A 24,740-nucleotide genomic window follows, 5' to 3' on the forward strand; every position below is an offset into this window, starting at 1 on the left:
GTGCCAAATGCAACGAAATAAATGTCGGGTTCGGTTGGCCAAAGTCGGCGGCCGGGCGCTCGGAACAGCCGATCCGAGTGTTCGCACTCACGTCGGAAGTAAATCTATTCCGGCGGCGGTCCGGGCTCGGCTGGAACGGAGCGGCGCCTATCGCAGTTGTGTCGAATGCTGTCTGCAGTCGAGCAACTGGCTCAATCGGTGAAAGAGCGACGAGCTATCTTGTTCGTTGGAGCCGGGGTGTCGATGAGCGTCGGCTTGCCGTCCTGGCAAAAGCTCATCGAGCACATGCAAAGCGAACTCGGCCTTCACGAGGACATGATCGGCGCACCGGAGGCCAGCTATCAGGCCCTTGCCGAATACTACCGGCTGAAGCAGGGGAGCCTCGGCCCTTTGCGCAGCTGGATGGATCGCGAATGGAGCGTATCGCGCGAAGAAGTGCAGCGGTCGGCAATCCACAAGCTCATCGTATCGCTCGATTTTCCGATCATCTACACCACCAATTATGATCGCAATCTCGAGGTTGCCTTCGAGATCCATAGCCGGCCCTTTGTCAAAGTCGCCAATGCAAAGGACTTGCCAAAGGCCACCGGCGAGGTGACGCAGATCATAAAATTCCACGGCGATTTCGACGACGACAAATCGCTGGTTCTGGCGGAGACCGATTATTTTGAGCGGCTTTCGTTCGATTCGCCGCTCGACGTGAAGTTTCGCGCTGACGCGCTCGGGCGCACCATCCTGTTCATCGGCTACAGCATGTCCGACATGAACATCCGTCTGCTGCTGCACCGGCTTTGGCAGACCTGGCGCCGCTCCGGCTATGAGAAGAATCGCCCGAAATCCTTCATCTTCATGTCCCAGCCGAGCATCGTCCAGGAGGCTGTCCTCGGCCGCTGGGGCATCGATATGCTGACCGAAGCGGCCGACGATCCTGAGGACGCGCTGCTCGCATTCCTGAACGAACTCAAGGACAGGGTGGGCCGGCCAGACGGCGCGTGAGAAAACTTGCGGAAACGGATTGGCCAGGCGCTGGGAACCGGCTGATCCGGGACCGAGCCTGAATGGGCGCACGCAAACACCAGCGAAAAATGCATGCCAAACACGACCTGTCGGCCGAGTTGGCCTATGAGATCGATTGTTTTGCCCGCAGGTGCGGCCTGACCAGGGACGAAGCACTCAAGATGATGCGAAATGCCGGCAGGTCCAACGATGGCACCAAGGCATCTGGCGAACCCGGGCCGAAGTGGCCGCATGGGTTCTACATAGCGGGCGGCCGGACGGTCATCCGGCACAGCTGCTTCGTCGTCTGTCTCGGTATCCGCATGGCAGTCGGTGGTGGAGCGCACCGCTGAGGATCGAGCGATGCAGCGGCCGCCGATGGAACATCCGCCGACAATTTTCGTTGACATGCTCCACTAGGCGAAGAGGTCGAGCATGTCGAAGTTCCAAGCCGCTACCCCGGAGCGTTTGCAGCAGCTCAGGCTCGAGGCGACAGCGCACTTTGCGCCGCTCATACTGCGCGAGGCGCTGGTGCGTCTCTGCCGAGCGTGTGGAAGCGAGAGCCTCGAACGGTTCGAGAAGACCATGGTTGACCAAATCGAGGCATCGCGTGACGAAAAGGCCGATTTCGACACAATGAAGGAATTTGCCATCGAACAGCTCTATGGCTGGATTCGAGAAGTCAGGTCTTCACCGGACATGACACAGCCGCTGGAGAATGTAGACACCCGAAGGACCCCTGGCCGCTCGGAAGAGCCGCAGACGCTGGAAGACCAGCTGCAGGCGGGTCTGGAGGATTCTTTCCCCGCAAGCGACCCGCCGGCTGTTGTTTCCACCGCGATCCCCGGCGGATCGAAGAAGCTGGTCGGAACCGACGAGGTCCTCAGGCAGCAGCGGGAGAAAAAGGCCGAGGAAGCCAGCCATTCGTGATAAACGGCTCTGCGGGGAAGCAGCCTGCCGGTTCACCCGCCGTCCGGCATGAAGGCCGTCCGGGCATGTGTGTCATGCGGCTCGCCTTCGACAAGAATCTTCGCTTCCAAAGCCGCGTCGATAAATGCTTCGCGGGCTTCCGCTGCCGTAATCTGGCCGATCTGGGCGCCATCCAATGCATCTCCCGCCATCAGCGACAACGGGGCATTGCGGGCAGGCCATTTCTCGCTTTTGAGGCAGTAAGAAGCCTCGAAAACGGAGCTGACCATTCGCGATCGTCCCGGCTTGCCGAAGTAGATGCAAACCGGAGCATCGAACTTTATCTCCAGCATGGCGGTCCTCCCGATTTAACCACCCTTGATATAAATTAGCCTCAGCAGGTCACATGGCCTGCTGGGCATTTTAGCCGACGTCGCGAACCGCAGTGGGATTGGTGCCTGCTGGTATTTCGGCGGCGACATCGTGCGCCAGAATGCCCGCCTTGCGGGCGAATGCTTCGAACGCCGCGCGCACGGTCTCGGCATCGACCTCGTCAGCCAGCCCGGCGCGACAGGCGTCGAACGCCGCCTTGTGCGCCGGGCCGCGACTCGGCCATTCGTTCAAGACGTCATAGGCCTGCCAGATATTTTCGACATGGCGAGGGAAACCAAGGCCGACGAGAATTGGAACGGGGCGGCCAAACGATTTTTTTGTCATCTGTGTCTCCGCGAAAGAGCCTGTCGCATCAACGCTGGGCGGACGCGAGGCCCATGCTCTTTAACGCGGGATTGCTGCACGGGTTGCAGCGGGTTTGTTCGATCGTGCGCCGGCCGATGCTGGCGTCATTTGTTGGTCCGCATCTTTTGCCGGGGATTGATACCGCCTTGAGGCGTGGTGTCGTTCTCGACATCGCCTTCGAACGTGTTGTCGCCCTGATCGAGCCGGTCGCCCTCCTTGATCGTGCCCTTGGAACTGCCGATGCCGGGATCGTTGGCAAGGTCGCTATCGGCCGGCGTTTTGCCTTTGGCGTGCTTGTTTCCTGTCATGGGTTCCTCCTGTTTTGAGGTGGCGGACTGTCCTTAAGGTGGCGGCCCAGGCTCGCTGCGAAAATCGCGTTTCGACACGCCAATGGCGGCGCCCCGGATTTTCGGACGGCCTGGATTCCAACTCCGCGATACCGGTGGTTGTTCCGTCAAAAATATCACCGCCGGCTGGGTTGCCCAGCCAAGCCGCTCCGGTTCCCGATCCGGGTGATTTTCGCCAGCCGGAACGATCTTTCGCCCAATGCATTTAACTGGTCTGCGCTCACGAACTCATTCTGGACGGGAGCTGGACCATTGCTACCTACAGCCTACGCCTTGGCGACTCGCGAAACCGAAGAAGTTTCCATCGTCGACCTCATACCCGCTTTGAGGGCTTTCGCCCGCACCTTCTGCCGCACTCCCGATGATGCCGACGACCTGGTCCAGGAGACGCTGACCAAGGGCTTGGCCAACATTGACAAGTTCGAAGCTGGAACGCGCATGAAGTCATGGCTCTTCACGATCATGCGCAACACCTACTACACGCGTGTCAGGGCCGCGGTGAGGGAAGCGCCCGGCCTGCTCGACTGCGCTTCGCTGCGGCCGATCTCGGAAGCGACGCAGGAATGGTCCGTACAGGGCAAGGAAGTCCACCAGGCCATCCAAAGCCTTCCTGAGCACCAGCGCGAGGTTCTGATGTTGATAGGCGTTCTGGGCATCAGCTATGAGGAAACGGCCGAAATATGCGGTTGCGCGGTGGGAACCGTGAAGAGCCGGCTCAACAGGGCACGCGCCGGCGTGCTGGAATACCTTGGCGAAAGTTCCTCGCAAACCCTGATGGAAAGGCGCAGCTATCTGTCCGAAGGACAACTGGACTTCGAAGCCGAGAGGCGCCGCTAATACACGTCACGTTAGTTACTGGTTTCGCGCAAGCGCCTTTCGATAAGCGCATGCTGCAACTCGATCGCAAGTTTGGTCAGCCTGTCAGGAACCCTTTCCTGTTCGATGGCCGCAAGCAAGGAAGCGATTTCCCGGTCTATCGTCAGATCGGCACGCGTGCTGACGGAATCTTCCCTTGAGCGAGACATCGCGTTCTCTTGGCAAATGTTGGTCCCTTCACTTCACTCTGGTGGCAACAGTGCGAGTTTGCAAGAATTTGCAGGGCGTCCATGCGACCGGCATCGGTCCTTGCACAGCTTCGTCAGCGGTTGGGCTCTCGCCGCCTTTCAATTGCTCACCGGCTGCAAGCTCGCATGCTGCCGCAACGATCAGTCTTCAGGCCGCCGATCCGCTGAATGATCCTGGTACTGCTCGGACTTGACCCGATTGCCGTCGAGCCCACGCTCCTTGGTGTGCTGCTTCTTGTCTCTGTTGGACAGAACGGCGTTCTCTCCGATCTTGTCCTTGGGAAGATCGGTCATCGCGCCAGCGCCAGCGCCTTTGCCGTGACTGCCGCGACCGATGTGCTTCTTGCTGCCGGACGCCATCTTGTCCTCCTTCATACTGTCGAATAGCGGCTTTTCCCGTTCGGCATCCGAACCATCGTTGGGCCGCAATGTTCCGCCGGAAATCGTAAGCAGGAAGGCATCGCCGTCCCAGTGCCGGAAAGGCTTTTCGCCGTCGACGAGGACTTGCATGCCATTTGCGTTGGCGAAGTTATGGACATCGGCGCGATCCAGCGCCGGCGATCCGCGATATGAATAATTCAAAAGCGCGGCCATGCCCGGCCTCTTCAGCACGCGCGCGATTTCCACGAAATGTCGCTCCGCAAGGCCGGCCAGCACCAGATAGGGAAAGCTGTCGACGGCCAGCACGCGGTCGAAGCTGGCATCGCAAAAATCGGCAAGATCGAAACCGCGCGCAGGGCGGAATTCTACATTGCCGAGCCCGGCGCATCGCCGGCGGGCGATCGAGATCATCGCTGGGGATATATCGCTGCCAACGATCCGGTGCGACAGAGCGGAGAGCGCCTGTTCGAACCGACCGATACCACAGCCGATATCCAGTATGTCGCGGTCAGTGCCGGTAAAGCCTCGCCTCTCCAGCCATGCAACGATCTCAGCCGTAGCGGCAGAGAGCTTTTCCTCATTGCCCAGCGATGACAGCTGGACGCTCGCCGCCGGGGAGATCGCCGCCGCCGCGTCAAACCCGGCCGCCAGCCGCTTGACGACCGCATCGTCGGTCTCGTCCTCGCCACGCTCGTGCCGAACGGCACCACCTGTTTTGCGCAGCGTGGCGAAGATCTCGGGCCTGCGCTGAAGCAGGTCGGCAATCCGTCGTAGTTTTGCCGTCTTTCGCGAATCGGCCGAATGTGTGTTTTGTGCAATCTTCGCCAGTTCTGCGGCTTCGATTCCTGTCTCGAAACGGAGAGCCAGCCTGGCGATGACGGCTTCGACGCCGGCACCGTCTGCCATGCAGTCCTCCAGCACCCGCCTTGCTGATGTCGACCGCCGAGATCCTGGCTGCGTCGCGCTCATCGCCCTTTGCTCCGCGTCCAGATCTTGCGCATCGTCCACCGGTCTACGGCGCCCCAGCTGTACTTGTAGGCCTCTTGCCCGCGCAGAAAATCGAACTCTTCCGCGCCTTCGCAGATCGCCTGCCTTATCGCTTGGCCGATGAGCAGCGCGCCGGGACTTTCCTCGGCATAGGCCGGATCGAAGCCACCGAGATAAGCGCAAGCGCGGCCACGATGATGGAACCCGTAATAGGCGCCCACGATCGCGTTACCGATCGTGATAAGCCAGCATCGGGCAAGCGCTTGGGCGGCCATTTGCGGCAGCGCCTGACGGTGGAATTCTTCCACGCGGGAATCGGACAGCACGCCGTCGCCGTGTCCGGCCCAGCGCGCGCGGTGAAGGCGGATCAGGTGGTCGAGGAATGTCTGCGGATCGGACAAAGCGGGTTCGATGGAGACACTGCCGCGTCTCGACGCGGCCCTGTGGGCGCGGCGCAATTGGCGCCTCCGCCGCGCCGGAACACAGCCTTGAAGCGTCTGGTCGCCGGCGAGGGCGAGCACCGGGCAAGCGGCGTGACCGACGGCTTGGCACGATTCGAGCGCGGCATGCCTGATGGCAAGGCCGGCGCCGCCGGGAGGCAGGTCCTGCAAGATCCACTGTGACCAGCCGACGGAAAGAACGGCGCCACCGATGACTGCGCCGACCGGTTCGGCGATCTCGGGAAGACAAAGGACATCCAGATAGTCGCTCACCGAAATGCCGAGCGGAAGCAATCGCGCGCCGGCGTCGTGGCGTTCCAGATAGAGTGGCGCCAGGCCGACCAGATCGTCGCCACGCCAGATGGCGACCGTCGCTAGGTCGCCGGGAGCAAATGTCCGCCACCATGGCAGCAACCATGCGGGAGACTGGAACGGCGTCGCCGAGGGACTGCTCGACCAGAGTTCCCACCAGTGCGGCTCGAGGGCTTCGAGGTCCGCCGGATCGTCGATGATCTCACTGCGGAGCATGTCGCGCTCACTTTGCCGTCGCGAGCTGCCCGCTGTCTGTGCCGAGCCGTGCCAGCGCCCGATAGGCGTCCATGTAGGAGGAAACCATGCGGTCGAGTGAAAAGCGCCGCCGCGCCTCGGCCCGGCAGGTCTCGGGGTCCAGGCTGGGTGCGGCAGCGATGGCTTCGGCCATCTTGTCGACATCCCCAACCAGATACCCGGTCTTGCCGTGCTCGACCACATCCGGCAGTGCGCCATTCGGGAAGGCCACCACGGGGGTGCCGCAGGCGAGCGCCTCCATGGCGACGAGCGAACTGGTTTCCGCGGCAAGGCTCGGGATGACTAGGCAGCGGGCTGTGTTCAGCAGGCGCCGCTTGGCGACAAAGCCGAGCGGACCAAGGAAGCGGCGCCGGTCGTCCAGCCGGGGTTCGACCTCGTCGCGAAAATACGCTGTGTGCGTTTCATAGGGGTAGACGTTGCCACCGATGACCACCGGCACGCTGGCCTTCTTGGCTGCGTCCAGCGCCAGATGGATGCCCTTTTCCGGGCAGACGCGGCTGAGCACGAGCGCAAAGTCGTGTTTGGCCTGCGGTTCGCTCAGCGCGTCGACGTCCACTCCGTTGGGAATCGGCCCGATCAGCCTGGCTCCCGGCGGCGCGGTTCTTTGCTGAGCCGCGGATACAGCATGCAGCCATAGATCGTTTCGCGCCGGATTGAGAGCGTCGGCCGGATACCAGTCGAGCGGCAAATGCAAGGTCACCAATGTCGGCCCGTCGCCCGGCAGATAGGCGTCGAAATCGATGCCGTGCAAATGAACCACGTCGATTGGCCAACGGGCGCGCGCGGCAGCAATTGCGGCGCGATGAGCACGCTGTGCCCGGTGCCTCGCCGCTTCATCGAGCACGCCCGGTTCGGCCGGCGTCTCGATGAGGACACCCGCCGCGCTCGAGCCTTGGCAGCCGATCACGATCGAACGGTGTCCGGCGCGTACGAGCGCCTGGTCGAGCATCGACAGAACCTGCTCGGCGCCGCCGACCGCATCCGGCCCGACCGGGGCGAGGGGATAGGCGACGTTGAGGACGGTGAGCGTCATGGCTGGAGAGCCGAAGCTCCTCACGCTGCGGAGGCGCGCAGCCTGCCGACCGAAGGGGCAGCGATGCTGCCGGCATATCGGCGCGTCATTGCCGCGCAGAAGTCGGCGAATTCCTCCGGCACCAGCGGCGGACTGCTGTGGTGCGGCATCATTCCGCGGTGTTCCGGCGTGAAGCAGAAAGTAACCGTCACGTCGAAGTCGGCCAAAGCCTCCATCTGCCGGTCGAACCAGTCAAGTGCGTTCGGCCTGAAGCTGTCGGCCCAGGAAAGCCCGGTGCGCAGATTGGTGACGCCGAGCCGTTTCATCCAGGCGACGGCGTCACCCAGCCGGTGATCTTCGAAATGGAACCACTGCACCAGTCCCATTGCCGGCGTGTGGTGCAGGAACTCCTCGAGCGCGGGCTTTGGCGTGCCGTCCTGGCGGAGCAGGCCCATGTAGAAATGGCGGTAGTAAGACGAGCCTTCCGCCTCGCGATGGCGCGTCGTCGCTTCCCACTCGCGCGGCAGGTCGTAGAGGCTATACCATTGGATGCGCGGTGCGTTGCCGATCAGCAATTCCGCGGTCCGGCGCAGGCCCCAGACCTGTACCTCCTCGGCGCCGAAGGTCGACACGCCGACCTCGCTGACCCATACCGGAAGATCGGTGACAGCCGAAATCTCCCCGATCTTCTGCGGCCATTCGTGGATCTGCCAGAGGTTCCAGTCGAGCGGGAAACCGTGCACGGCGACAGCATCGACATGATCGAGCACGTCGAACTCCTTCATCCGTGTCATGAAACCGGCATCGATCGGCGAGATGCCGCCAAGGACCTTGGTCAAGGCCGGATTCTCCGACGCGATCGCGTCGGCGACCAGGGTTGCCATGTTGGCGAAGCGGCTCCAGTCGGGGTCGAGCTCGGGATCCCAGTGGGATTTGTTGTTGGGCTCGTTCCAGATCATCGCGGCTTCAATCATTTATTTGTCCTTTCGACGGGTAGACGACGCCGCCACCGGCCGGCACGTCGGCGGTGCGGCAGAAATAGACCTCCTGCTCCGGTTGCAGGACGATCTCGAAGCCGGCGCTGCGCAGCATGGCTTCGGTGCAGGCGCGATTGGGAATCCACCAGTTGGTCGGGTCGTCGGCATAGCGATGCTCGATGAAATGCAGCTTTGGGAACTCCGGCCGGTCGAACAGGTCGTGGGTCCAGAAATGATAATTCTGCTCGAGCGCCGGCACGTTGGTGCTGCCGCGCTGCATCGACTGGAAGATCATCAGGTCCCGGGCGACGTGCTCACGGATCAGATCGAGTGCGAGCAAGGGATGGCGCAAATGGTAGAGCACGCCCATGAACAGCACGATGTCGAACCGCTCATGCAGGGCGCCAACGTCGTAGACCGAGAGCTGCCGGAATTCGATGTCGCAGTCCGCAACCTCAGCGGCAAAGCGCGCCTGCGCCAGGTAAGCCTCATCGAAATCGATGCCAAGCACGCGGCCGGCGCCGCGGCGTTTCATCTCGATCGAATAGAAACCCGCATTGCAGCCTATGTCGAGCACCGCCTTGCCGGAAAGATCGGCGGGAATGGCGTCGGCGAATTTGCGCCATTTGATCAGTGGGTAATTGCCGAGGAAATGATCGGGAGCGGTTTCGACGCCGGCCAGTTCCATATTGTGGAACCATGGGCCGAGCGCATCGATACGGCGGCGGATTTCGGCATCGGAATGCAGCATGGCTAGCCTCCTTCGCCTGCGAGGACAGGGACGTGCTGGTGGCCGGGCAGCGTAATGGCGACTTGGTCGTCCTTGGTACCGGCGGCGCTTTCAAGCAGGCGAAGTGCGGTGCGGTAGCCGTTGAAGGTGCCGACGTCGACATAGGCGGTGCCAGCCTTGATGCCATAGGCATCGCCTCCGGCGGCGAGATAGGCATTGACCAGCGTGCCGATATATTCGTCGCACCGGTCCCGTTCCCGCCACAGCGCGGCGAGCTGGTGAAGGGTGCGGCCGGGCATCTTGAACGCACCCCAGATCCAGTTCGATTGGGCATTCTGCTGCTTGACCTGGATTTGCTTCACCCGGTCGTCCTGGTCGACAACGACGGCGTCGAAGAACTCCGGCTGGTCCACCGGAAACAGCAGGAAGGACAGGCCGTCGTCCGGGAGGGCCAGGAAGCCGTCTTCGGGAAACCAGATCGTATCGGGCAACCCGACCAGAACGGTCTCATCGGCTGTGACGAGCGGTGCGGCACGGAAGATGGCGTCGCAAAGGCCGACCGGAGAGGGCTGCACCACAAACAGCGCAGTCGCGTCGGCATAGCCGGCAGAATAATATTCGAGGATATCCGACTTACCCGAGCCGATGACGAAGCAGATCTTGTCGGCCCCCCCGCGCACCATGCGGCGCACCAGGTATTCGCTGACCGCGCAAGGCCGCTCGGTGTTGCCGTCGATGCGGCTGCCGACCGGCAGAAGCTCCTTCGAAAAGCCGAGCGGCTGGATGCGGCTTCCCCGTCCGGCTGCGGGCACGATGCCCAACATCAAACTGCCTCCTTCAACGGCTCGCCATGCGTGGAGCCGTGCAGTGCATCAGACAGGATGCGGTCGAATTCCTTCGCGCGCCGCGCCGAGGTGTGTTCGTCCAGCACCCGCTCGCGCGCTCGGCTGCGGATAGCGTCAAGCTCGGCGTCGGACAGGTCGAGCGCGGCGACCACGTCGTCGGTGCTGTTCGCCACGACGATCTCTTCGCCGGGCCGGAAAAAGGCCTCCAGTCCCGGCCATGTGTCGCTCACCATCGCGGCACCGCAAGCGGCGGCTTCGAACAGCCGGCCGGAAGGACACCAGCCCCTTTCGGCCATCGCCTCGCGGGTCACGTTCAGGGTCAGCCGTGATGATGAAAAGAAGGCGGGGTGGTCGGCCGGCGGCAGATGCCGGACGAAGAAAATATTGTCGCTCCACGGGAATTCCTGCGGATATTGTGCGCCGCCAATGATGAAGCGGCGCTCCGGCAGGCGCGCAGCCGGACTGACCAGCAGCCTCTCGACCCCGGCCTGGCGGTCTGCCGCATAGGTTCCAAGATAGGAAAGGTCGCCGGCAAACTCCGGCCTGGGCGGGGCGGGCCGGTGTCGCTCTGGATCGACATGGCCGTAGAGCGGCATGACGCGACGCGCACCCAGCATCGACCTCAATGCGTCGATCGCGGTTCCTCCCGTGTAGCTCAGCACGAGATCGAAATCGCGAAGCCCTTCCGGCCCGAAATAGGCCGGAGGATCACCTTGTTCGATCCGCGCCAGCGTCACCGGCGTATCCAGATCGTAGAACACCTTCAGCCCGCGACAGGCCTGGTGGGCAAGGCGCGACGCGCTCACGGCATCGGGGCAATAGGAGGTGACGATGACCACATCGGCCTCATTCATCGCCTGCTCGGCAACGCGCTGGATGTCCTCCCAATCCTGATAAAGGACGAGGTTGCCGCCATCCAACTGGTCGAGGTCGCGCGTCCCGGCATAATAGGGAGTGTTGCGTTCGAAGAAGGTGATAGACCAGCCCAGCCCGGCCATCGCCCGGATCAATCCGCGCCACAGCGTGGCGTGCCCATTGCCCCACGACGATGTCACGGTAAGACCGAAAATGACCATGCGCATCCGGCAATTCCTCGTCAGGCAGCTTCGTTGAGTCTGATCAGGTTCGACCCCCAGTCCCCCCAAACAACCGTGGTGATCGACGCTGGGTCGATATCGAAGCGAAAGCAGTTTCCCAGCGACAGGCCGAGCACCTTGCACACGGCGGCCTTGATGACGTCGGCATGGCTGACCAGTGCGACGCCCTGGTTCTGGTAGGTGCCGCGGACCTGCTCGATCAATGAGACGACGCGTTGCTGCACGTCCAGCATGGTCTCGCCGCTCGGTGTTCTCGCCTGCTGACGCTGGTCGTTCCACACCCGCCAGTCGGCATCCTGGTTCAGCTCTTCGAAGGTCTTTCCCGACCAGGTGCCGAAGTCGATCTCATCGAGTTCCTCGCGGATCACGATTTCACCGGCATTGCAGGCGAGCGCGATCGGATTGGCGGTCTCCTGCGTGCGTTCGCGCGGGCTGCAGAAGATTGCCGCTATCGCCTCGCGTGCCATGCGGTCTGCCAGATGCGAGGCCTGTGCCTTGCCGGCTTCGCCGAGGCAAACGCCGGCCATCCGTCCGGCAAGATAACAGCCGACATTGTCGTGCGCGGCGTGGCGCACCAGAAAGAACGTCGTCGTCATTCCGCGGCATCGAGCATCGGCTCGTCCTTGCCGGCGATGAAAGAGAGCGTGCGCTGGCGGGCTTCCGCGTCGGTGAACTGCTCGGGCGGCGATTTCATGAAATAGCTGCAGGGACCGGTCAGCGCGCCCGCGATACCGCGGTCGAGCGCCAGCTTGGCGCAACGCACCGCATCGATGACGACGCCGGCCGAATTGGGCGAATCCCACACTTCCAGCTTGAGCTCGGCATTCAGCGGCACACCGCCGAAGGTCGTGCCTTCGACCCGGATATAGGCCCACTTGCGATCGGTCAGCCACGGGACATGGTCGCTCGGCCCGACGTGAATGTTGCCGGGCTCCAGGGGAACGTCGATCTGGCTGGTGACGGATTGCGTCTTTGAGATCTTCTTCGATTCCAGCCGCTCGCGTTCCAGCATATTGAGGAAGTCGGTGTTGCCGCCGAAATTGAGCTGGTAGGTGCGATCGATGCGCACGCCGCGCTCGCGGAACAGGTTGGCGAGCAGCCGGTGGACGATCGTCGCACCGACCTGGCTCTTGATGTCGTCGCCGATCAGCGGCAGGCCGTGCTGCTCGAAGCGCCGGCGCCACTCCGGCCGCGAGGCGATGAAGACCGGTATGCAGTTGACGAAGGCACAGCCGGCCTCGAGCGCGCACTCGGCATAAAAGCGCGTTGCCTCCTCCGAACCGACAGGCAGATAGGACACCAGGATTTCGGCGCCGCTTTCGGCGAGGATCTTGCCGACGTCGGCGACCGGCTCGTCGGCCTCCACGATCTCGTCGCGCAGATATTTGCCGATGCCATCCAGCGTCGGTCCGCGTTCGACGCGGGCGCCGGTAGGCGCTACATTGGCAAAGCGGAAAGTATTGTTCGGCGCGCTGTAGATCGCGTCTGCCACATCGCGTCCGACCTTGCCCTTGGCGACGTCGAAAGCGCAGACCACCTCGATGTCCTTGACATGGTAGCCGCCAAGATCGGCGTGCATCAGCCCGGGTATGGGCTCATTGCTTCTTGCGTCGCGGTAATAGGTGATGCCCTGAACAAGGGAGGAGGCGCAGTTGCCGACGCCGACTATTCCGATCCGAACTTTCTTCGATCCCACGAAACCGCTGCCTATGCTGTTGAAGGTAAGTTCTTCGTGCCAAACCGCCTGCCTCGCTGATTGTTCCTTGCCGGCTGCAAAAATCGTGCAACCGATGGTGGATCAAAGTAGCGCTCGCCGAGTTGTGCAGTGAGGCCAACCGGGACGGGACAATGATCGTCTATGGCGACCACAAGCGAATTGAGAGCGCGCGATATGTTCGCAGCTCGGCCTGCGAAGCGGCCGGGCACATTGCGGACATGCCAAGCGGGATCGGACGGCACGCAGCCCTGGTCGGCCTGTTCATCAAGATCTCGGAATTGGTCCAGGGCCTTGCCGATGCTGAATTCGAGGCCAACGGCATGGACAGGAATTCTCGACAGCGGATCGCGGGCGCAAATCTGCTGGTCGGCTTGGCCCGGGACGTGGGCAGATCGTGGGCAGCCGGATTCGCCATCGACGGCCCGGTCCGTGCGGACGTGCCGCGAATGCTGGCCGAACTCGATTGCGATGGCGAAATCCTCATCGGCACGGCCGAGGGATATGCTCACTATGCGCTCTATCCGGAAAGCTATTTCGTCGCCGCGCGGCAGTCGGGTCTCGATGCGAACACATGCGTAATCGGCATCCGCAGCATCGGCCTGGGGCTTGCAGCGATGGTGGCTGCAGCCATCGGCGCACCGGCACCCGTCGGTGTCCGTCCGATCGGTCACCCGTTCCGCAGGCGGCTTGCCGCCGATCCGGAACTGATCGGCGGCTGGAGGACAAGGCCATCGGCCCATTTCGCTGTCGTCGATGAGGGCCCGGGCCTGTCCGGCAGCTCGTTTCACGCAGTCGTCGCATGGCTGCAAGCGCTGGATATCGATGCCGGGCGCATCCATCTGTTCCCCAGCCATTCGGGTGGGCCGGGCCCCGAGGCATCGACGAACAGTCGGGAGGCATGGACGGTTTGCCAAAAACACAGCGTGGATTTCGAACGGACTTTCCCTGCTGGATCCGCTGTCCCGACGTTGCGGGATTGGGTGGCCAGGACGATCGGCCGCACAGCGGCCAGCCTGACCGAAACATCCGCCGGAGAGTGGCGTCGCTTGCACTATGGCTCGCTGGATCATTGGCCACCTGTTCACCGCGGCTTCGAGCGGCGAAAGTTCCTCGCTTTTGCGGGCCGGGGAAAATGGTCGGTCAAATTCGTTGGCCTCGGCGAAATCGGAATGCAAAAGGCCGAGACCGCCAGGAAGCTGCACGATGCAGGCTTTGGCCCGGAAGTCGCCGGGCTGTGCCATGGCTTTCTCGTCGAACGCTGGATCGACGGTGCAACGCTGGACCGGGCAAGGCTTTCGAAAGAAAAAATGGTCGCTCATCTCGCGCGCTATCTGTCCTGGCGCGCAGCCAATCTGCCCGCCTCCCAGCCGGGCGCCTCGCTGGAGGCCCTTGCCGACATGGCCGTGCGGAATACAAGTGAGACGCTGGGCGAAAACCGCGCGGCGGAGCTGCAGAACTGGTTTTCGACACGGGCTCCACCCAAGAACATGCAGCGGGTCGAGATCGACGGGCGGCTTCATCCGTGGGAGTTCATCCTTTCGCGCGGCGGAACGCTGATCAAGACGGACGCCCTCGACCATTGCCGATCGCACGATCTGATCGGCTGCCAGGACATCGCCTGGGACATTGCCGGCGCCCGTGTCGAGTACAGCCTCTCCGACGCAGCGACTGCGGCACTGTGCAAAGCTGTCGAGGCGACTACCTCTCGTCGCGTCGATGCCAATCTGGTCCACTACTACGAGCCCTGCTATCTCGCCTTCCAGCTTGGCTTGTGGAGCATGGCTGAGCGATCGGGCGATGATCGGGAACAGATCCGGCTGGCGGCCGCGGCAAGACGTTACGCTGCCGCGCTGCTTCGTTTCCTGGAAAGCCAAGGCGACCTGCCGCCGCTCGACCAGGATCAGTCCAGCCGGCGCAGCATATCCGCTTCCTTTTCGAGGATGGCCGCTACCTCCTCGCGCTGAAGATGCGTCATCATCAGGCTCACACAACATTCCAGATAGGTGATGGAGGCGCGCCGCAGGAAGGCAGCCGTCTCCTTTGCGGCCATTTGTTCGATGTCTTTGGCGGATCGCTTCGGATGCACAATCGTCTCCATGCCGGTACCTTGACAGAACCAGAAGCTGGACGGGTTGTTCCCGCAACGAGAAAAAGTGACCAAATCCGAGACGACGGCGCTTTCCGTCGTGACCAAGCAGCGGCCAGACGCTCCCCGCCTTCAGGCCGGCAGGTTTTGCAGCCGGCCTGATGCAGAACGCACGGTGGCGGCAATTCGACGTCTTCTGTCGACCATCTGCGCCGTCTCAAGCTCGGCAAAATAGCCGATTGTGCGCATCAAACCCTGCCTGAGCGGCACTTTGGGCGACCAGCCGAGAAGCTTCCTTGCACGGGAAATGTCGGGTTGCCGACGACGAGGATCGTCTTGCGGCAGCGGCAGGAATTTCAAGTCCGATTTGGTGGCGGTCATGCCTCTCACCAGGCCCGCCAGTTGCAGGATGGTGAACTCCCCCGGATTGCCTAGATTGATCGGCTGGCGCGGGTTGGGATTGACCTCCATCAACCGGATCAAGCCGTCGACCAGATCGGAAACGTAGCAGAACGACCTGGTCTGCAGCCCGTCGCCGAATATCGTCAGCGGCCGTCTCTCGAGTGCCTGCATGATCAGATTGGAAACGATCCGTCCATCCGCAGGATCCATCCTGGGACCATAGGTGTTGAAGATGCGCGCGACACGGATATCGGCCTTTCCCATTCTCAAATAATCGAAGCACAAGGTTTCGGCGGTGCGCTTGCCTTCGTCATAGCAGGCGCGGGGGCCGATGCAGTTCACGTGGCCGACATAGTCTTCCTTCTGCGGATGCTGTTCGGGATCGCCATAAATTTCGCTGGTGGACGCCTGCAGGAAGCGGGCGCCATTACGGGCGGCGAGCTCCAGCAGATTGAGCGTCCCGATGACGCAAGTCCGTGTCGTGTGGACCGGGTCGGCCTGATAGCGTGGTGGCGAGGCCGCGCACGCCATGTTGAAGATGCGGTCAACCGGTTCGCCAAGCTCCAACGGTCGGCAAATGTCTTGCTTGATCAGCCGAAAATCCGGACGATCGGCGATCGATGCTATGTTCTCCATGCGGCCGGTAAGGAAATTGTCGACGCAGATCACGCGCCAGCCGGCCTGGAGCATTGTCTCGCAAAGATGCGAACCGAGGAAACCTGCGCCGCCGGCGACAAGCACGGTCTTGGTCCGTTGCGCCTTTCTTGATAGCTGCATCTCTATCTTCTCCCGTCTGCGGGTCATGCTGCGCTCTCGACGTCCAGATCGAGAACAGAACGTGGCGATTTGGCCTGCGCCAGCAGCGAAACGAATTCGCGGGCTCTTGCGATGCTTGTGTGAGCTGCGAGGATGAGCACGCGCGCCTGCCTGGCCATGGCAAGCCGGGCGCCGTCGGATTCCCCAGACAGGATACCGATTACGTCCTCGGTCCTGCGCGCCGTGTGGATCGTCCGCTCTGGAAACAGGCTGTCCAGTCCGGCCCAGCTATCGCTGATGATCGCCGTGCCGCAGGCGGCTGCCTCGAAGAGGCGCACGCTGGGCGACCATCCGGCCGCGATCATGGAACTGCGCGTGACGTTCAACGTGTAGCGTTGGCGGCTGTAAAAGGCGGCGTGATCTGCCGGCGGCAGGTGTTCGATGCGATCCACATTGTCCGGCCAGGCGATTTCGCGCGGATATTGCGAGCCTGCCACGACGAAGCGGCGCTCCGGCATGCGACGCGCCGGTTCGAACAGCAGGGCCTCTAGCGTCGCCTGGCGGTCGGGGCTGTAGGTGCCGAGATAGCCGAGATCCCAGCGGATTGGATCACCGGTTCCGTGATGCCGTTCCGGGTCGACGGAGCAGTAGAGCGGCTCGGCCCGCCTCGCGCCGAATTCCGCCGTCAGACGGGCAAGCGTCGGCCCGCCGGTGAAGGAGAAGTAGACGTCGAAATACGGGACCTGCCGCCTGGCAATGTACTCGCAATCATCGGTCGAAAGCTTTGCCAGCGTGATCGGCGTGTCGATGTCGTAGAAGCAGAACTGACCCGTGCACAGCGATGCCACGACGTCGATGATTTCAGGGCCTTCGGGAACGAAGGAGCCGACGACCACGATATCGGCATCGCGCAGACAGCGCGCAAAATTGCGGCGAAGATCATCGATCGTTTCATAGTAGCGCAAGGCGCAGAAATCGGGATCGCGCAGATCCCGGTGACTTGCGTACCACGGCACGTCGCGTTCGAGAAAAGTGACGCGGTGGCCGAGTTCGTGGAGACCTTTAAGCAGCCCCCGAAAGGTGGTGGCGTGGCCGTTTCCCCAGGATGAGGAGAGCGACAGGCCAAGAAAGACGATGTCGAGCGGCTTTGTCATTCGGCCGCCTCCACGGTCGGACGCTCGAAATGGCGCCTGAAGATGGCGTCGGCTAAAACGGCACGTGTCGTGTAGGTATGTTCGCCAAGCACGCGCCGAAGCGCCGATGTCCCGATCGCCTTAGCCCGTTCGGCACTAAGGCTTTGCATGATCTCGGCGACGTCCTCGCCATCGCGCGCGACCAGGATTTCCTCGCCGGGTTTCAGGAACAGGTCCACGCCGAGCCAGGCGTCGGTGATGAGGCATGCGCCGGCGCCCGCCGCCTCAAAAACGCGCGTCGCAGGTGAAAAGCCATTGGCCGCCATGCTGTCGCGGCTGATGTTCAGCACCGCCTTGGCCGTGACGTTCAATGCATTGTGGTCGCGCGTGCCGACATGGCCGAGCCATCGGACATTGGCGGGCATCTGCTTGTCGCCCCAGCCCGATCCGCCGAGCAGGAAGCGCTGATCGGCGGAGCGGCCGGCCGGGTCGAGGAAGAAGGCTTCGACGCGCGCCTCGCGGTCCGGCAGCCGGTTGCCGAGAAAGGCGAGATCGCAGGCAAAGCGCATGTCCTTGCCGACCGGATGATGCGTTTCCGGATCGAGCGCATTGTAGATCGGCACGCATTCGGCCGCCCCCATTGCCCGATAGGCCCAGACCACCGGGTCGCCGCCGCCATAGGTCAGCACGAGGTCGATTTCCTGCAGCGCGCGATGCAGCGGATGGTCGGGCTCGTCGCGCAACTGGCCAAGCGTCGCCGGCGCATCGACATCCCAGAATACGGTGAGCGCATCGGCACGGGCGTGATCGAGCACCGCCCGCAACAGCGCGTCGTCGGCGAAACCGACGCCGCTTGCCTTGACGACGATATCTGCCTCCGCCGCCCGCGCCGCCACCTGCATCATGGCATGCGGAGTGGCCTCGTAGACGACGACGGCACACCAGTCCGGCGCCGCGATATCGCGGTTCTTCTGGCGATCGTAGACGTCCGGCTCGTAGAAGGTGATGTCATAGCCGAGCCTTGCCAGGGCCTTGAGCAGTCCGCGGTAATAGGTGGCCGCGCCGTTCCAATAGGACGACAGCAGGCTCGACCCGTAAAATGCGATCTTCATTCGGCGGCCTCCTTTGCAAGGATCGTGTCGGCGGCTTGGCGGTGCCCGCATTCGGCGAGCACGCCGAACAGCTCATTCGCCCGGTGCCGGCATGTGTGCCGCAAGCGGATGGTCTCGAGGCCCGAAGTCGCCAGAGAGGCGGCGAGATCCGCGTCGTGCAGCACGGCGCGAAGATGACGCCGCATCTCGGAACCGTTGTTTGCAAACAGAAAATCTACGCCGGGCCTGAACAGGCGTTCGACATCGGACCACGGCGCCGAAACCAGCGGGATGCCGCAGGCGAGCGCCTCGAACATACGGATGGTCGGGATGCCTGGCAGGCTTTCGCGGTATGGACGCCTGGGGATGTGCACTGTGATGCGGTTTGCTGCAAACGCCTTCGGCACGTCGGCGTTGGCGATCCAACCTTCGTAGTGCAGGCCGGCGGCCGCAAGGTCGGCGAGCGCTTGCCGTGGATAGCGAACGCCGTGGACAGTGCCGCTCAATCCGAGCTCACGCACCGGCTCGACCAGGAATTCCCTGATTTCGGCGCTGCGCTCGTCGTCGCCCCAATTGCCGATCCAGATCAGGTCGGCGCAGCGCTCGATTTCAGGATGGGGCTCGAACAGATGGTCATCGGCTGCCTCGTGCCAGGTAAAGACCCGCTTGCCCCATCCGGCGCGAAGATAGCTTTCCCGCAGCGCCGCGCCGAAGGCGAGCACGCCGTCGTAATGTTCAAGCTGCAAGGCAGAAATCGCTTGCGTGGCCGAGATGGCGCGATGGTGCGTGTCGTGGAACAGCAGCGTGAAACGGCCGCCAGTTGCTTTCGCCTTGCCCAGCCGCGCAACAAGGTCCGGCTCGGTCCACTCATGCACGATCACCACATCGGCATCGGATATCCAGGCTTCGTGGTCGAAAGCGGCATCGTAGGTCACCGGCATCAACTCGGGGAAATCCTTCCGGAATCGCTCGATCGCGAAGGACCCTTTCTCGGCTACCAGGTTCGACCGGCTCCAACCGTCGGCGGGTTCCAGCGCGATCGCCTGGTGCCCGCGCGCGACCAGCTCGCGCATGATGCCGCGCAGGAAATGTGCGTTGCCGTGGTTCCAGTCGGAAACGATCGAATGGGTGTAGAATAAAAATCGCATAATCAATTATCCGCCATGGTGGCCAGGGCCGCCTTGTCGTAGACGCCGCGCATGGCGGTCGCCTGCCTTGCCAGTGAAAATCTGCGGCTTCGGCGCGCCGCCGCCTCACCGAGCTCTCGCCGGCGCTGCGCGTCATTGCAAAGGCCATTGATGCAGCTGGCGAGATCACTCGGATCGCGCACGTCGTAGAACAGGGCCGCGCCGTCCCACAGTTCCTGGTAGGTCGCGATATCGGCGAGCACCAAGGGCGTTGCCGACATTGCGGCTTCCAGCGTGGCCAGGCCGAACGGTTCGTAGAGCGACGGCGATACGAAGATACCGGCCCGAGCCATCAGCGAGCGCACTTCCTCATGTGGCACCGGCCCGAGGGGAACGGCGCCACTGAAGCCAACATGCTGGCCGTCCGGCCCTTGCTGCGAGCCGGCGACGAAGACCGGCCATTGCGTCAGGGAGGCGGCCTGGTCCAGCACCGCCGCATTCTTTCCTTCGTCCCACCAGCGCGCGGCGGCGAAAACGACCGATTCCCGCCTTTCGCTCTTCGCGCCGGGCCGTGCGCCGTTGCCGACGACGCACAGGCGCGCGATCGGCCCGTAGCAGGTTTCGAGCATGTCGGCATGGCTGCGGCTCGGCGCAACGACAATGCCTGCTTTGTCGAGACCGCGCCGGTTGCGGTCCTTCTGCCAAGCCCATTCGCCGTCCGCCGCCTGTCCCTTGACGGCGTGGAACCATGTCACCACGCAGGAATGCGAGACCGCTACCACCGGGCAGGGCACATCGAGCCCCGCGGCCTGCGTCGGCGCGTTGAGATGGACGATTTCGACGGCGTAGTCACGTATGAGCGGGTGCAGCTCCTGCTGCAATGTGTCGAGGTCGTGCTCGTTGCGGGTCATCCAGTCGGGCGGCGTGTTGAGCCATGTCAGCGCCGCGAATGACTGGGCCTCCTCCGCCTGCTGCCTGGACGGTTCCGGACCAAGCCCGGCAAGCACGACGCTGTCGCCGCCGGCGACCAGTTGCCTGGCCAGATCGAGCGCATAACGCCAGACGCCCCCAACGGCATCGACAGTCATCAGGATACGCCGCGGCCGCGGGCTCAGTGTCCGCAACATGTGGCCTCCAATTCGGCCAGCGGACGCGGCCGCTTCTCCTGGATGTCGCTGAACGTTCGGAAGGATGCGAGATAATGTTCATGCGCGCGCTCCCAGGCGAGATCGTCCGGCTCGCCCCAAAGTTCGCGGTAGCTCGGCGAACTCGGATAAGGATAGAGCGGCACCGGTTCGTTGGCCCAAACGCCGTTGTCGATCAGGTGCTTCCGCCAATAATCGACGAGCGCGGGATCGTCCTCAACCACGCCGATCAGATTGGCCTGCACGAACGGCACGTGGCGCCTTGCGTCGACCAGCAACGCGGCCAGCTCCTCGGTGCCCAAACGGCAGCGTTTTGCCAGCATGGCGCGGCCTTCCACAGTCAGGCTTTCGAGCCCCGCCTCTATGGAGACGCAGCCGGAGGCGCCGAGCAGTCTCAGCAGTTCCGGTTTCCAGAGGTCGATACGGGTCTGCACGCCGAACTTCACATCGCGATCGACCAGCGCCTCCAGCAAAGCCTTTTGCGGCAGGAAGATCTCGTCGATGAAGTAGATGTAGCCGACGCCCTGTGCGATCAGCCGGTCGATCTCGGCGATAACTGCTTCGTGGTTCCGGCGGCGATAGGCATCGCGGAAATCGATCTTGGCGCAGAAGCTGCAATTGTACGGGCAGCCGCGCGACGCCTCGACCTCCGCACCGAAACCGACCTGGTTGTCGTCGAAGCGGTGATGGTGGTGCGAATGCGCGGCAATCCAGTCCGACGGCCATTCGAGCGGCGGGTGATCGATGAACGAGCTCGCATGGACGCCGCCGTTCGAGACCAGTTCTCCATCCTCGAAATGGGCCGTGGACGGCACCGCGGTCCAGTCGTCGCGCCGGGCAAGTTCCGCGACCACTTCCTCGCATTCGCCGCGCACGACAATGTCGACGCCAAGCTTGCGCAAAGTCGGCGTCGGCGTCGCCGAGCCATGCGGCCCGACGGCGACGGTGCGACCGCCGCGCCCGGCAAGATGATTGAGGAAATCGGCCGGCACGCGCAACTCGGGCGGTGCGCAGCGCCAGAACAGGTAGGTCGGCGCGGTGCTGACGACGGTCATGTCAGGCTCGAATGCGGCGACGCGATCGGCGAGCGCGGCGTTGTCGAGCTTCTGGATCTGCCCGTCCAGCATCAGCACCTCGTGGCCAGCTGCTTCGAGCAGCGCTTTCGAATAGCCGAGTTCGAGCGGCAGATGCGGCTGGCGGCAGCCGAAATAGATGCTGTCCTGGTACGTCCAGGACGGATTGACCAGAGCGACCCTCATGCCACGTACCTCGCCGGTTCGGGATGCGCGTCGAGGCGATGACGCTGCAGCCAGTCGGCGAGGTCGCGGATGCCGTTTTGCCACGGGACGTGCGCTTTCCATCCCAGTGCCGCCTCGATCGCGCGTGTGTCGGCGACGAAGAACGGTTGGTCGCCGGTGCGTTCGCGGTCGTAACGAATCGGAACGTCCCGTTTCGTTATGTCGCGAATCTCCTTCAGCAGCATGCGCAGGCTGACGGCGTTGTCCGGTCCGCCGCCGAGATTGAATGCTTGGCCCTTGATCGCCTCGATGCGGTCGAGCACGGCGCGGTAAGCCGCGACCGCGTCGGCAACGTGGAGGATGTCGCGCACCTGCTTGCCATCGCCGTAGATGGTGATCGGCCGGTCGGAGAACGCGTTAAGCAGGAAATGGGCGACCCAGCCCTGATCCTCCGTCCCGAACTGGCGCGGTCCATAGATGCAGCTCATGCGCAGCACCGCCGTCGGCAGATCGTATGACTTGGCGTAGTCGAGGACATACTGGTCCGCCGCGCCCTTGGAGCAGCCATAGGGCGTGCAGAAATCAAGGCCGCGCGTCTCGTCGACGCCATGCGCACGGATGCCCGCGTCGCGAGGCGCGTATCTGCCGTCTTCTTCGCGCATGGCGAGGTCGGCGAGGCGGCCATAGACCTTGTTGGTGCTGGCGAAAACGACGGGGATGCGCTTGCCGCTGCGGCGAGCGGCTTCCAGGACGTTGAACGTCCCGCGCAGGTTGATGTCGAAATCCTCGTCCGGCCGAACCAGGCTCGTGGTGACGGCGGTCTGCGCGGCAAAGTGGAAAACCGCCCTCGAGCCTGCCACCAACGGCGTGAGCGCCTCGGCGTCACGGACATCGGCGATCTCGACAGCGAGGCGGTTGCCGTGCTTTTGCGTCAGCCATTCCAGGTTCTGCTCGACGCCGGGACGGCTCAGATTGTCGATGACCAGCACCGGCTCGCCGTCCGACAACAGGCTATCGGCGAGGTTCGAGCCGATGAAGCCGCTGCCGCCGATAATGGCGACGGGCGCTTCGCGAAAATTGCGTGAATCCGGTCTCATGATACCAGCCCTCGCGCTTCGAGTTCCCGCTTCATCTCTGCACTGCGATCGATGGCGACCGTGTTGCGCACCCAGGCGGCGAAATCGCCGAGCGAATGCTCCAGCCGGTGCTGCGGCTGGAAGCCGAGCAGTTCGCGCGCCTTGGAGATATCGGCAAAGCAGTTGCGGATATCGCCGGAGCGTGCCTTGCCGAGGATTTCGGGCTGGCGCCCAGGCACGCCCATGGCTTCGGCGAGCAGCCGGGCGACCTCGCTGACCGCGTAGGCCCGCCCGCTGCCGATGTTGATGACGTGGCCGCGCGCCTCGGGCTGTTCCAGCGCCAGCCGGAAGGCGAGGGCGACATCGCGTACATGAACGAAGTCGCGCTGCTGTTCGCCGTCTTCGAAAATCAGCGGCCGCTGGCCATTGGCGATGCGCGAGGCGAAGTTCGCCAACACGCCAGTATACGGGTTGGAGAGTGCCTGTCCGGCACCGAAGACATTGAACAGGCGCAGCGCCACCGCATCGACGCCATAGGCTTCGCCGAAGATCAGCACGGCTCGTTCCTGGGCGTATTTCGTCAACGCGTAGATCGAGGCGAGGTCGACGGGTTTCTGCTCGTCGGTCGGCAGGGGCAACAGGACTTCTCCTTCCGGCGACAGGGGATTCCATTGGCCGCTGCGGATGTCGTCCGGCTGCCGTCTTGCATTGTCGATGCGCCGGCCGTCCGGCGTGGCATAGAGACCCTCGCCATAGACGCTCATCGACGAAGCAACGACGATCCGTTCGATCGGGCGTTTGATCAGTGCTTCCAGCAACGTGGCGGTGCCGAGGTCGTTGGCGCCGACATAGCGGGCGATCTCGTACATGGACTGGCCGACACCCACTTCAGCCGCCAGGTGAATGATCGCGTCGACATCGTCGACCGCCTCTGCGATGGCGTCGCGATCACGAACGTCGCCTTTGATCAGCTTGGCGCCTGCCGGCAGGCTGATTGCCTCGCCGCCATGCACCTGGTCCAGCAGCGCATCGAGAATTGAAACCCCATAGCCATGTTCAACGAGTTCCTGGGCGACGTGGCGGCCGATAAAACCGCAGCCTCCCGTGACCAGTATACGTTTCACGACAACTCCTCATACGAATGGCTTTGCCGCCCCAAACTTCCGGGCGAAAGGTTTGTTCCCTTGCTTCAACAAAGTTCAGGAGGCTCGCCGGGGTAGGTTCAACCAGGCGTGGGAACATCGAAGGCTGCTTGGTGTTAGGAGCCATGTTCGACCAACCGCGCACATGCCGGGCAGCGATGCATCTGCTGGTTGTGTGGAGGCAGACCGGCAACGCGGGGTCTCGCGGTCTGCGGTGGAATCGAAGGGAGATTGCGATGTCTGAATCGAAGACGACCACCGATCACGACGAAATCCGCCGTTGGGCCGAGGATCGCGACGGGCGGCCGGCGGTGGTGCGCACCAAGGGCGAGGGCGGCATACTGCGCATCGACTTCGGCGAGCCTGAAGAGACGTTCGAGCCCGTTGAATGGGACGAGTTCTTCAGGATCTTCGATGAGAACGAACTGGCGTTCCTCTACCAGGATGAGACCAGCGGCGGAAAGACTAGCCGCTTCAACAAGTTCGTCGAGCGCAGCCGGAAAGGCTAACATCGTCTAGTACCCCTGCGCAGAGGGTTCGACGGGTTCGATGGGTTGTAGCCTGGGTAGGATATCGGGTTTGACGAGCAGTTCAATGCTGTGCGCGAGGCCCGGTTGCCTGCGGATCAATCCGGCCCGCTCGAGGGTGAGCACCATCTGATGGCCGGAAGGCGCGGTGACGCTGAAGAAGCGCTGCATGGCGCGTTGGCCGCAGAACTATTCGAGACGACGGAAGCG

The 24,740-nt window shown here is 63.1% G+C and carries 29 protein-coding genes and 1 pseudogene; 7 read left to right on the forward strand and 23 right to left on the reverse strand.

The features are described from left to right. Positions 1-165 precede the first annotated feature (165 nt). The 3 genes from NKI70_RS00685 (at position 166) to NKI70_RS00695 (ending at position 1,926) form a co-directional block, all read left to right on the forward strand. Positions 166-996 (forward strand): SIR2 family NAD-dependent protein deacylase, encoded by an 831-nt coding sequence (locus NKI70_RS00685; RefSeq protein WP_023676149.1) that lies wholly within the window; start codon positions 166-168, stop codon positions 994-996. Positions 997-1,058: 62 nt separating this feature from the next. Continuing rightward, positions 1,059-1,349, forward strand: coding sequence for a hypothetical protein (locus NKI70_RS00690; protein ID WP_156937320.1), 291 nt, complete (start codon positions 1,059-1,061; stop codon positions 1,347-1,349). 82 nt (positions 1,350-1,431) lie between these two features. Continuing rightward, positions 1,432-1,926: a hypothetical protein gene (locus tag NKI70_RS00695; RefSeq protein ID WP_023676147.1), complete on the forward strand. Its 495-nt coding sequence runs from the start codon at positions 1,432-1,434 to the stop codon at positions 1,924-1,926. Between the two features lie 32 nt (positions 1,927-1,958). Here the strand turns inward: NKI70_RS00695 and NKI70_RS00700 are convergent, their stop codons facing one another. The 3 genes from NKI70_RS00700 to NKI70_RS00710 all read right to left on the reverse strand — a co-directional run bounded on the left by NKI70_RS00700 (position 1,959) and on the right by NKI70_RS00710 (position 2,951). Beyond that, a complete protein-coding gene (locus NKI70_RS00700) occupies positions 1,959-2,258 on the reverse strand; it encodes a DUF982 domain-containing protein (RefSeq protein WP_023676146.1) in 300 nt (99 codons plus the stop codon). 70 nt (positions 2,259-2,328) lie between these two features. Then, positions 2,329-2,622 (reverse strand): DUF982 domain-containing protein, encoded by a 294-nt coding sequence (locus tag NKI70_RS00705; RefSeq protein WP_023676145.1) that lies wholly within the window; start codon positions 2,620-2,622, stop codon positions 2,329-2,331. 125 nt (positions 2,623-2,747) lie between these two features. After that, entirely contained in the window at positions 2,748-2,951 is a 204-nt protein-coding gene (locus tag NKI70_RS00710; RefSeq protein WP_023676144.1) for a hypothetical protein, read from the reverse strand. Between the two features lie 312 nt (positions 2,952-3,263). Here NKI70_RS00710 and NKI70_RS00715 point away from each other — a divergent pair, with 312 nt between their 5' ends. After that, the gene (locus NKI70_RS00715) at positions 3,264-3,827 is read left to right on the forward strand and encodes a sigma-70 family RNA polymerase sigma factor (protein ID WP_023676143.1); all 564 of its coding nucleotides are present in this window, start codon (positions 3,264-3,266) and stop codon (positions 3,825-3,827) included. A gap of 50 nt (positions 3,828-3,877) precedes the next feature. Beyond that, complete coding sequence (locus NKI70_RS00720; RefSeq protein WP_280952093.1) at positions 3,878-4,006, forward strand: hypothetical protein; 129 nt, start codon at positions 3,878-3,880, stop codon at positions 4,004-4,006. A gap of 189 nt (positions 4,007-4,195) precedes the next feature. On the opposite strand, the gene NKI70_RS00725 is transcribed toward NKI70_RS00720, so the two are convergent. The 10 genes and pseudogenes from NKI70_RS00725 to NKI70_RS00770 all read right to left on the reverse strand — a co-directional run bounded on the left by NKI70_RS00725 (position 4,196) and on the right by NKI70_RS00770 (position 12,786). After that, a complete protein-coding gene (locus NKI70_RS00725) occupies positions 4,196-4,414 on the reverse strand; it encodes a hypothetical protein (protein ID WP_023676213.1) in 219 nt (72 codons plus the stop codon). A gap of 225 nt (positions 4,415-4,639) precedes the next feature. Continuing rightward, positions 4,640-5,404: pseudogene (locus NKI70_RS00730) on the reverse strand (class I SAM-dependent methyltransferase); the annotation flags it as partial. Continuing rightward, positions 5,401-6,390: a GNAT family N-acetyltransferase gene (locus NKI70_RS00735; RefSeq protein WP_352723989.1), complete on the reverse strand. Its 990-nt coding sequence runs from the start codon at positions 6,388-6,390 to the stop codon at positions 5,401-5,403. The pseudogene NKI70_RS00730 and the gene NKI70_RS00735, both read right to left, overlap by 4 nt. Positions 6,391-6,397: 7 nt before the next feature. After that, positions 6,398-7,462: a glycosyltransferase gene (locus tag NKI70_RS00740; RefSeq protein ID WP_352723991.1), complete on the reverse strand. Its 1,065-nt coding sequence runs from the start codon at positions 7,460-7,462 to the stop codon at positions 6,398-6,400. A 20-nt stretch (positions 7,463-7,482) separates the two neighbouring features. After that, on the reverse strand, positions 7,483-8,415 hold the full coding sequence (locus NKI70_RS00745) for a glycoside hydrolase 5 family protein (protein ID WP_352697992.1): 933 nt from the start codon (positions 8,413-8,415) through the stop codon (positions 7,483-7,485). Then, a complete protein-coding gene (locus NKI70_RS00750; RefSeq protein ID WP_352614931.1) occupies positions 8,408-9,169 on the reverse strand; it encodes a TIGR04290 family methyltransferase in 762 nt (253 codons plus the stop codon). Before NKI70_RS00750 ends, NKI70_RS00745 begins: the two co-directional genes overlap by 8 nt. A gap of 2 nt (positions 9,170-9,171) precedes the next feature. After that, the gene (locus NKI70_RS00755) at positions 9,172-9,972 is read right to left on the reverse strand and encodes a nucleotidyltransferase family protein (RefSeq protein WP_023676137.1); all 801 of its coding nucleotides are present in this window, start codon (positions 9,970-9,972) and stop codon (positions 9,172-9,174) included. Beyond that, positions 9,972-11,075 (reverse strand): CgeB family protein, encoded by a 1,104-nt coding sequence (locus tag NKI70_RS00760; protein WP_023676136.1) that lies wholly within the window; start codon positions 11,073-11,075, stop codon positions 9,972-9,974. The genes NKI70_RS00755 and NKI70_RS00760 overlap by 1 nt, the downstream gene beginning before the upstream one ends. A 14-nt stretch (positions 11,076-11,089) precedes the next feature. Beyond that, positions 11,090-11,686 (reverse strand): histidine phosphatase family protein, encoded by a 597-nt coding sequence (locus NKI70_RS00765; RefSeq protein WP_023676135.1) that lies wholly within the window; start codon positions 11,684-11,686, stop codon positions 11,090-11,092. Then, complete coding sequence (locus NKI70_RS00770; protein ID WP_352723992.1) at positions 11,683-12,786, reverse strand: inositol-3-phosphate synthase; 1,104 nt, start codon at positions 12,784-12,786, stop codon at positions 11,683-11,685. Before NKI70_RS00770 ends, NKI70_RS00765 begins: the two co-directional genes overlap by 4 nt. Positions 12,787-13,025: 239 nt before the next feature. On the opposite strand from NKI70_RS00770, the gene NKI70_RS00775 reads away from it, so the two are divergent. Further along, complete coding sequence (locus NKI70_RS00775; RefSeq protein WP_352723994.1) at positions 13,026-14,771, forward strand: hypothetical protein; 1,746 nt, start codon at positions 13,026-13,028, stop codon at positions 14,769-14,771. Here NKI70_RS00775 and NKI70_RS00780 read toward each other — a convergent pair. From NKI70_RS00780 to NKI70_RS00820, 9 genes are read right to left on the reverse strand one after another with little or no spacing between them, the layout of a single operon-like run. Then, positions 14,708-15,001, reverse strand: coding sequence for a hypothetical protein (locus NKI70_RS00780; RefSeq protein WP_352691144.1), 294 nt, complete (start codon positions 14,999-15,001; stop codon positions 14,708-14,710). The genes NKI70_RS00775 and NKI70_RS00780 overlap by 64 nt on opposite strands. A gap of 24 nt (positions 15,002-15,025) precedes the next feature. After that, a complete protein-coding gene (locus NKI70_RS00785; protein WP_352691146.1) occupies positions 15,026-16,072 on the reverse strand; it encodes a UDP-glucuronic acid decarboxylase family protein in 1,047 nt (348 codons plus the stop codon). Between the two features lie 23 nt (positions 16,073-16,095). After that, positions 16,096-17,205, reverse strand: coding sequence for a CgeB family protein (locus tag NKI70_RS00790; RefSeq protein WP_023676130.1), 1,110 nt, complete (start codon positions 17,203-17,205; stop codon positions 16,096-16,098). Further along, complete coding sequence (locus tag NKI70_RS00795; protein WP_352697982.1) at positions 17,202-18,296, reverse strand: CgeB family protein; 1,095 nt, start codon at positions 18,294-18,296, stop codon at positions 17,202-17,204. Before NKI70_RS00795 ends, NKI70_RS00790 begins: the two co-directional genes overlap by 4 nt. Further along, positions 18,293-19,423 carry a CgeB family protein gene (locus NKI70_RS00800; protein ID WP_352723996.1) on the reverse strand — a complete coding sequence of 377 codons (1,131 nt, stop codon included), beginning with the start codon at positions 19,421-19,423 and terminating at the stop codon, positions 18,293-18,295. The genes NKI70_RS00795 and NKI70_RS00800 overlap by 4 nt, the downstream gene beginning before the upstream one ends. A 2-nt stretch (positions 19,424-19,425) precedes the next feature. After that, positions 19,426-20,529 (reverse strand): glycosyltransferase family 4 protein, encoded by a 1,104-nt coding sequence (locus NKI70_RS00805; RefSeq protein WP_352697978.1) that lies wholly within the window; start codon positions 20,527-20,529, stop codon positions 19,426-19,428. Continuing rightward, positions 20,514-21,806 carry a TIGR04295 family B12-binding domain-containing radical SAM protein gene (locus NKI70_RS00810; RefSeq protein WP_352697976.1) on the reverse strand — a complete coding sequence of 431 codons (1,293 nt, stop codon included), beginning with the start codon at positions 21,804-21,806 and terminating at the stop codon, positions 20,514-20,516. The genes NKI70_RS00805 and NKI70_RS00810 overlap by 16 nt, the downstream gene beginning before the upstream one ends. Beyond that, complete coding sequence (locus NKI70_RS00815; RefSeq protein ID WP_352697974.1) at positions 21,803-22,882, reverse strand: NAD-dependent epimerase/dehydratase family protein; 1,080 nt, start codon at positions 22,880-22,882, stop codon at positions 21,803-21,805. The genes NKI70_RS00810 and NKI70_RS00815 overlap by 4 nt, the downstream gene beginning before the upstream one ends. Continuing rightward, positions 22,879-23,985: an NAD-dependent epimerase/dehydratase family protein gene (locus NKI70_RS00820; RefSeq protein ID WP_352697972.1), complete on the reverse strand. Its 1,107-nt coding sequence runs from the start codon at positions 23,983-23,985 to the stop codon at positions 22,879-22,881. Before NKI70_RS00820 ends, NKI70_RS00815 begins: the two co-directional genes overlap by 4 nt. A gap of 254 nt (positions 23,986-24,239) precedes the next feature. Here NKI70_RS00820 and NKI70_RS00825 point away from each other — a divergent pair, with 254 nt between their 5' ends. Then, a complete protein-coding gene (locus NKI70_RS00825) occupies positions 24,240-24,512 on the forward strand; it encodes a hypothetical protein (protein ID WP_023676123.1) in 273 nt (90 codons plus the stop codon). A gap of 6 nt (positions 24,513-24,518) precedes the next feature. Here NKI70_RS00825 and NKI70_RS00830 read toward each other — a convergent pair whose 3' ends face one another. After that, entirely contained in the window at positions 24,519-24,701 is a 183-nt protein-coding gene (locus NKI70_RS00830; RefSeq protein ID WP_352697970.1) for a hypothetical protein, read from the reverse strand. Positions 24,702-24,740: the final 39 nt, after the last annotated feature.

This window comes from Mesorhizobium sp. M0500 (assembly GCF_040321165.1).
Classification (GTDB): domain Bacteria; phylum Pseudomonadota; class Alphaproteobacteria; order Rhizobiales; family Rhizobiaceae; genus Mesorhizobium.

Excerpts from the sequence above, each read along its gene's own strand:
- NKI70_RS00685 (WP_023676149.1), top strand. The coding sequence starts at position 166 with ATGCTGTCTGCAGTCGAGCAACTGGCTCAATCGGTGAAAGAGCGACGA.
- NKI70_RS00690 (WP_156937320.1), top strand. The coding sequence starts at position 1,059 with ATGGGCGCACGCAAACACCAGCGAAAAATGCATGCCAAACACGACCTG.
- NKI70_RS00695 (WP_023676147.1), top strand. The coding sequence starts at position 1,432 with ATGTCGAAGTTCCAAGCCGCTACCCCGGAGCGTTTGCAGCAGCTCAGG.
- NKI70_RS00700 (WP_023676146.1), bottom strand. The coding sequence starts at position 2,258 with ATGCTGGAGATAAAGTTCGATGCTCCGGTTTGCATCTACTTCGGCAAG.
- NKI70_RS00705 (WP_023676145.1), bottom strand. The coding sequence starts at position 2,622 with ATGACAAAAAAATCGTTTGGCCGCCCCGTTCCAATTCTCGTCGGCCTT.
- NKI70_RS00710 (WP_023676144.1), bottom strand. The coding sequence starts at position 2,951 with ATGACAGGAAACAAGCACGCCAAAGGCAAAACGCCGGCCGATAGCGAC.
- NKI70_RS00720 (WP_280952093.1), top strand. The coding sequence starts at position 3,878 with ATGCTGCAACTCGATCGCAAGTTTGGTCAGCCTGTCAGGAACCCTTTC.
- NKI70_RS00725 (WP_023676213.1), bottom strand. The coding sequence starts at position 4,414 with ATGGCGTCCGGCAGCAAGAAGCACATCGGTCGCGGCAGTCACGGCAAA.
- NKI70_RS00735 (WP_352723989.1), bottom strand. The coding sequence starts at position 6,390 with ATGCTCCGCAGTGAGATCATCGACGATCCGGCGGACCTCGAAGCCCTC.
- NKI70_RS00740 (WP_352723991.1), bottom strand. The coding sequence starts at position 7,462 with ATGACGCTCACCGTCCTCAACGTCGCCTATCCCCTCGCCCCGGTCGGG.
- NKI70_RS00745 (WP_352697992.1), bottom strand. The coding sequence starts at position 8,415 with ATGATTGAAGCCGCGATGATCTGGAACGAGCCCAACAACAAATCCCAC.
- NKI70_RS00750 (WP_352614931.1), bottom strand. The coding sequence starts at position 9,169 with ATGCTGCATTCCGATGCCGAAATCCGCCGCCGTATCGATGCGCTCGGC.
- NKI70_RS00755 (WP_023676137.1), bottom strand. The coding sequence starts at position 9,972 with ATGTTGGGCATCGTGCCCGCAGCCGGACGGGGAAGCCGCATCCAGCCG.
- NKI70_RS00760 (WP_023676136.1), bottom strand. The coding sequence starts at position 11,075 with ATGCGCATGGTCATTTTCGGTCTTACCGTGACATCGTCGTGGGGCAAT.
- NKI70_RS00765 (WP_023676135.1), bottom strand. The coding sequence starts at position 11,686 with ATGACGACGACGTTCTTTCTGGTGCGCCACGCCGCGCACGACAATGTC.
- NKI70_RS00775 (WP_352723994.1), top strand. The coding sequence starts at position 13,026 with ATGCCAAGCGGGATCGGACGGCACGCAGCCCTGGTCGGCCTGTTCATC.
- NKI70_RS00785 (WP_352691146.1), bottom strand. The coding sequence starts at position 16,072 with ATGCAGCTATCAAGAAAGGCGCAACGGACCAAGACCGTGCTTGTCGCC.
- NKI70_RS00790 (WP_023676130.1), bottom strand. The coding sequence starts at position 17,205 with ATGACAAAGCCGCTCGACATCGTCTTTCTTGGCCTGTCGCTCTCCTCA.
- NKI70_RS00795 (WP_352697982.1), bottom strand. The coding sequence starts at position 18,296 with ATGAAGATCGCATTTTACGGGTCGAGCCTGCTGTCGTCCTATTGGAAC.
- NKI70_RS00800 (WP_352723996.1), bottom strand. The coding sequence starts at position 19,423 with ATGCGATTTTTATTCTACACCCATTCGATCGTTTCCGACTGGAACCAC.
- NKI70_RS00805 (WP_352697978.1), bottom strand. The coding sequence starts at position 20,529 with ATGTTGCGGACACTGAGCCCGCGGCCGCGGCGTATCCTGATGACTGTC.
- NKI70_RS00810 (WP_352697976.1), bottom strand. The coding sequence starts at position 21,806 with ATGAGGGTCGCTCTGGTCAATCCGTCCTGGACGTACCAGGACAGCATC.
- NKI70_RS00815 (WP_352697974.1), bottom strand. The coding sequence starts at position 22,882 with ATGAGACCGGATTCACGCAATTTTCGCGAAGCGCCCGTCGCCATTATC.
- NKI70_RS00825 (WP_023676123.1), top strand. The coding sequence starts at position 24,240 with ATGTCTGAATCGAAGACGACCACCGATCACGACGAAATCCGCCGTTGG.
- NKI70_RS00830 (WP_352697970.1), bottom strand. The coding sequence starts at position 24,701 with ATGCAGCGCTTCTTCAGCGTCACCGCGCCTTCCGGCCATCAGATGGTG.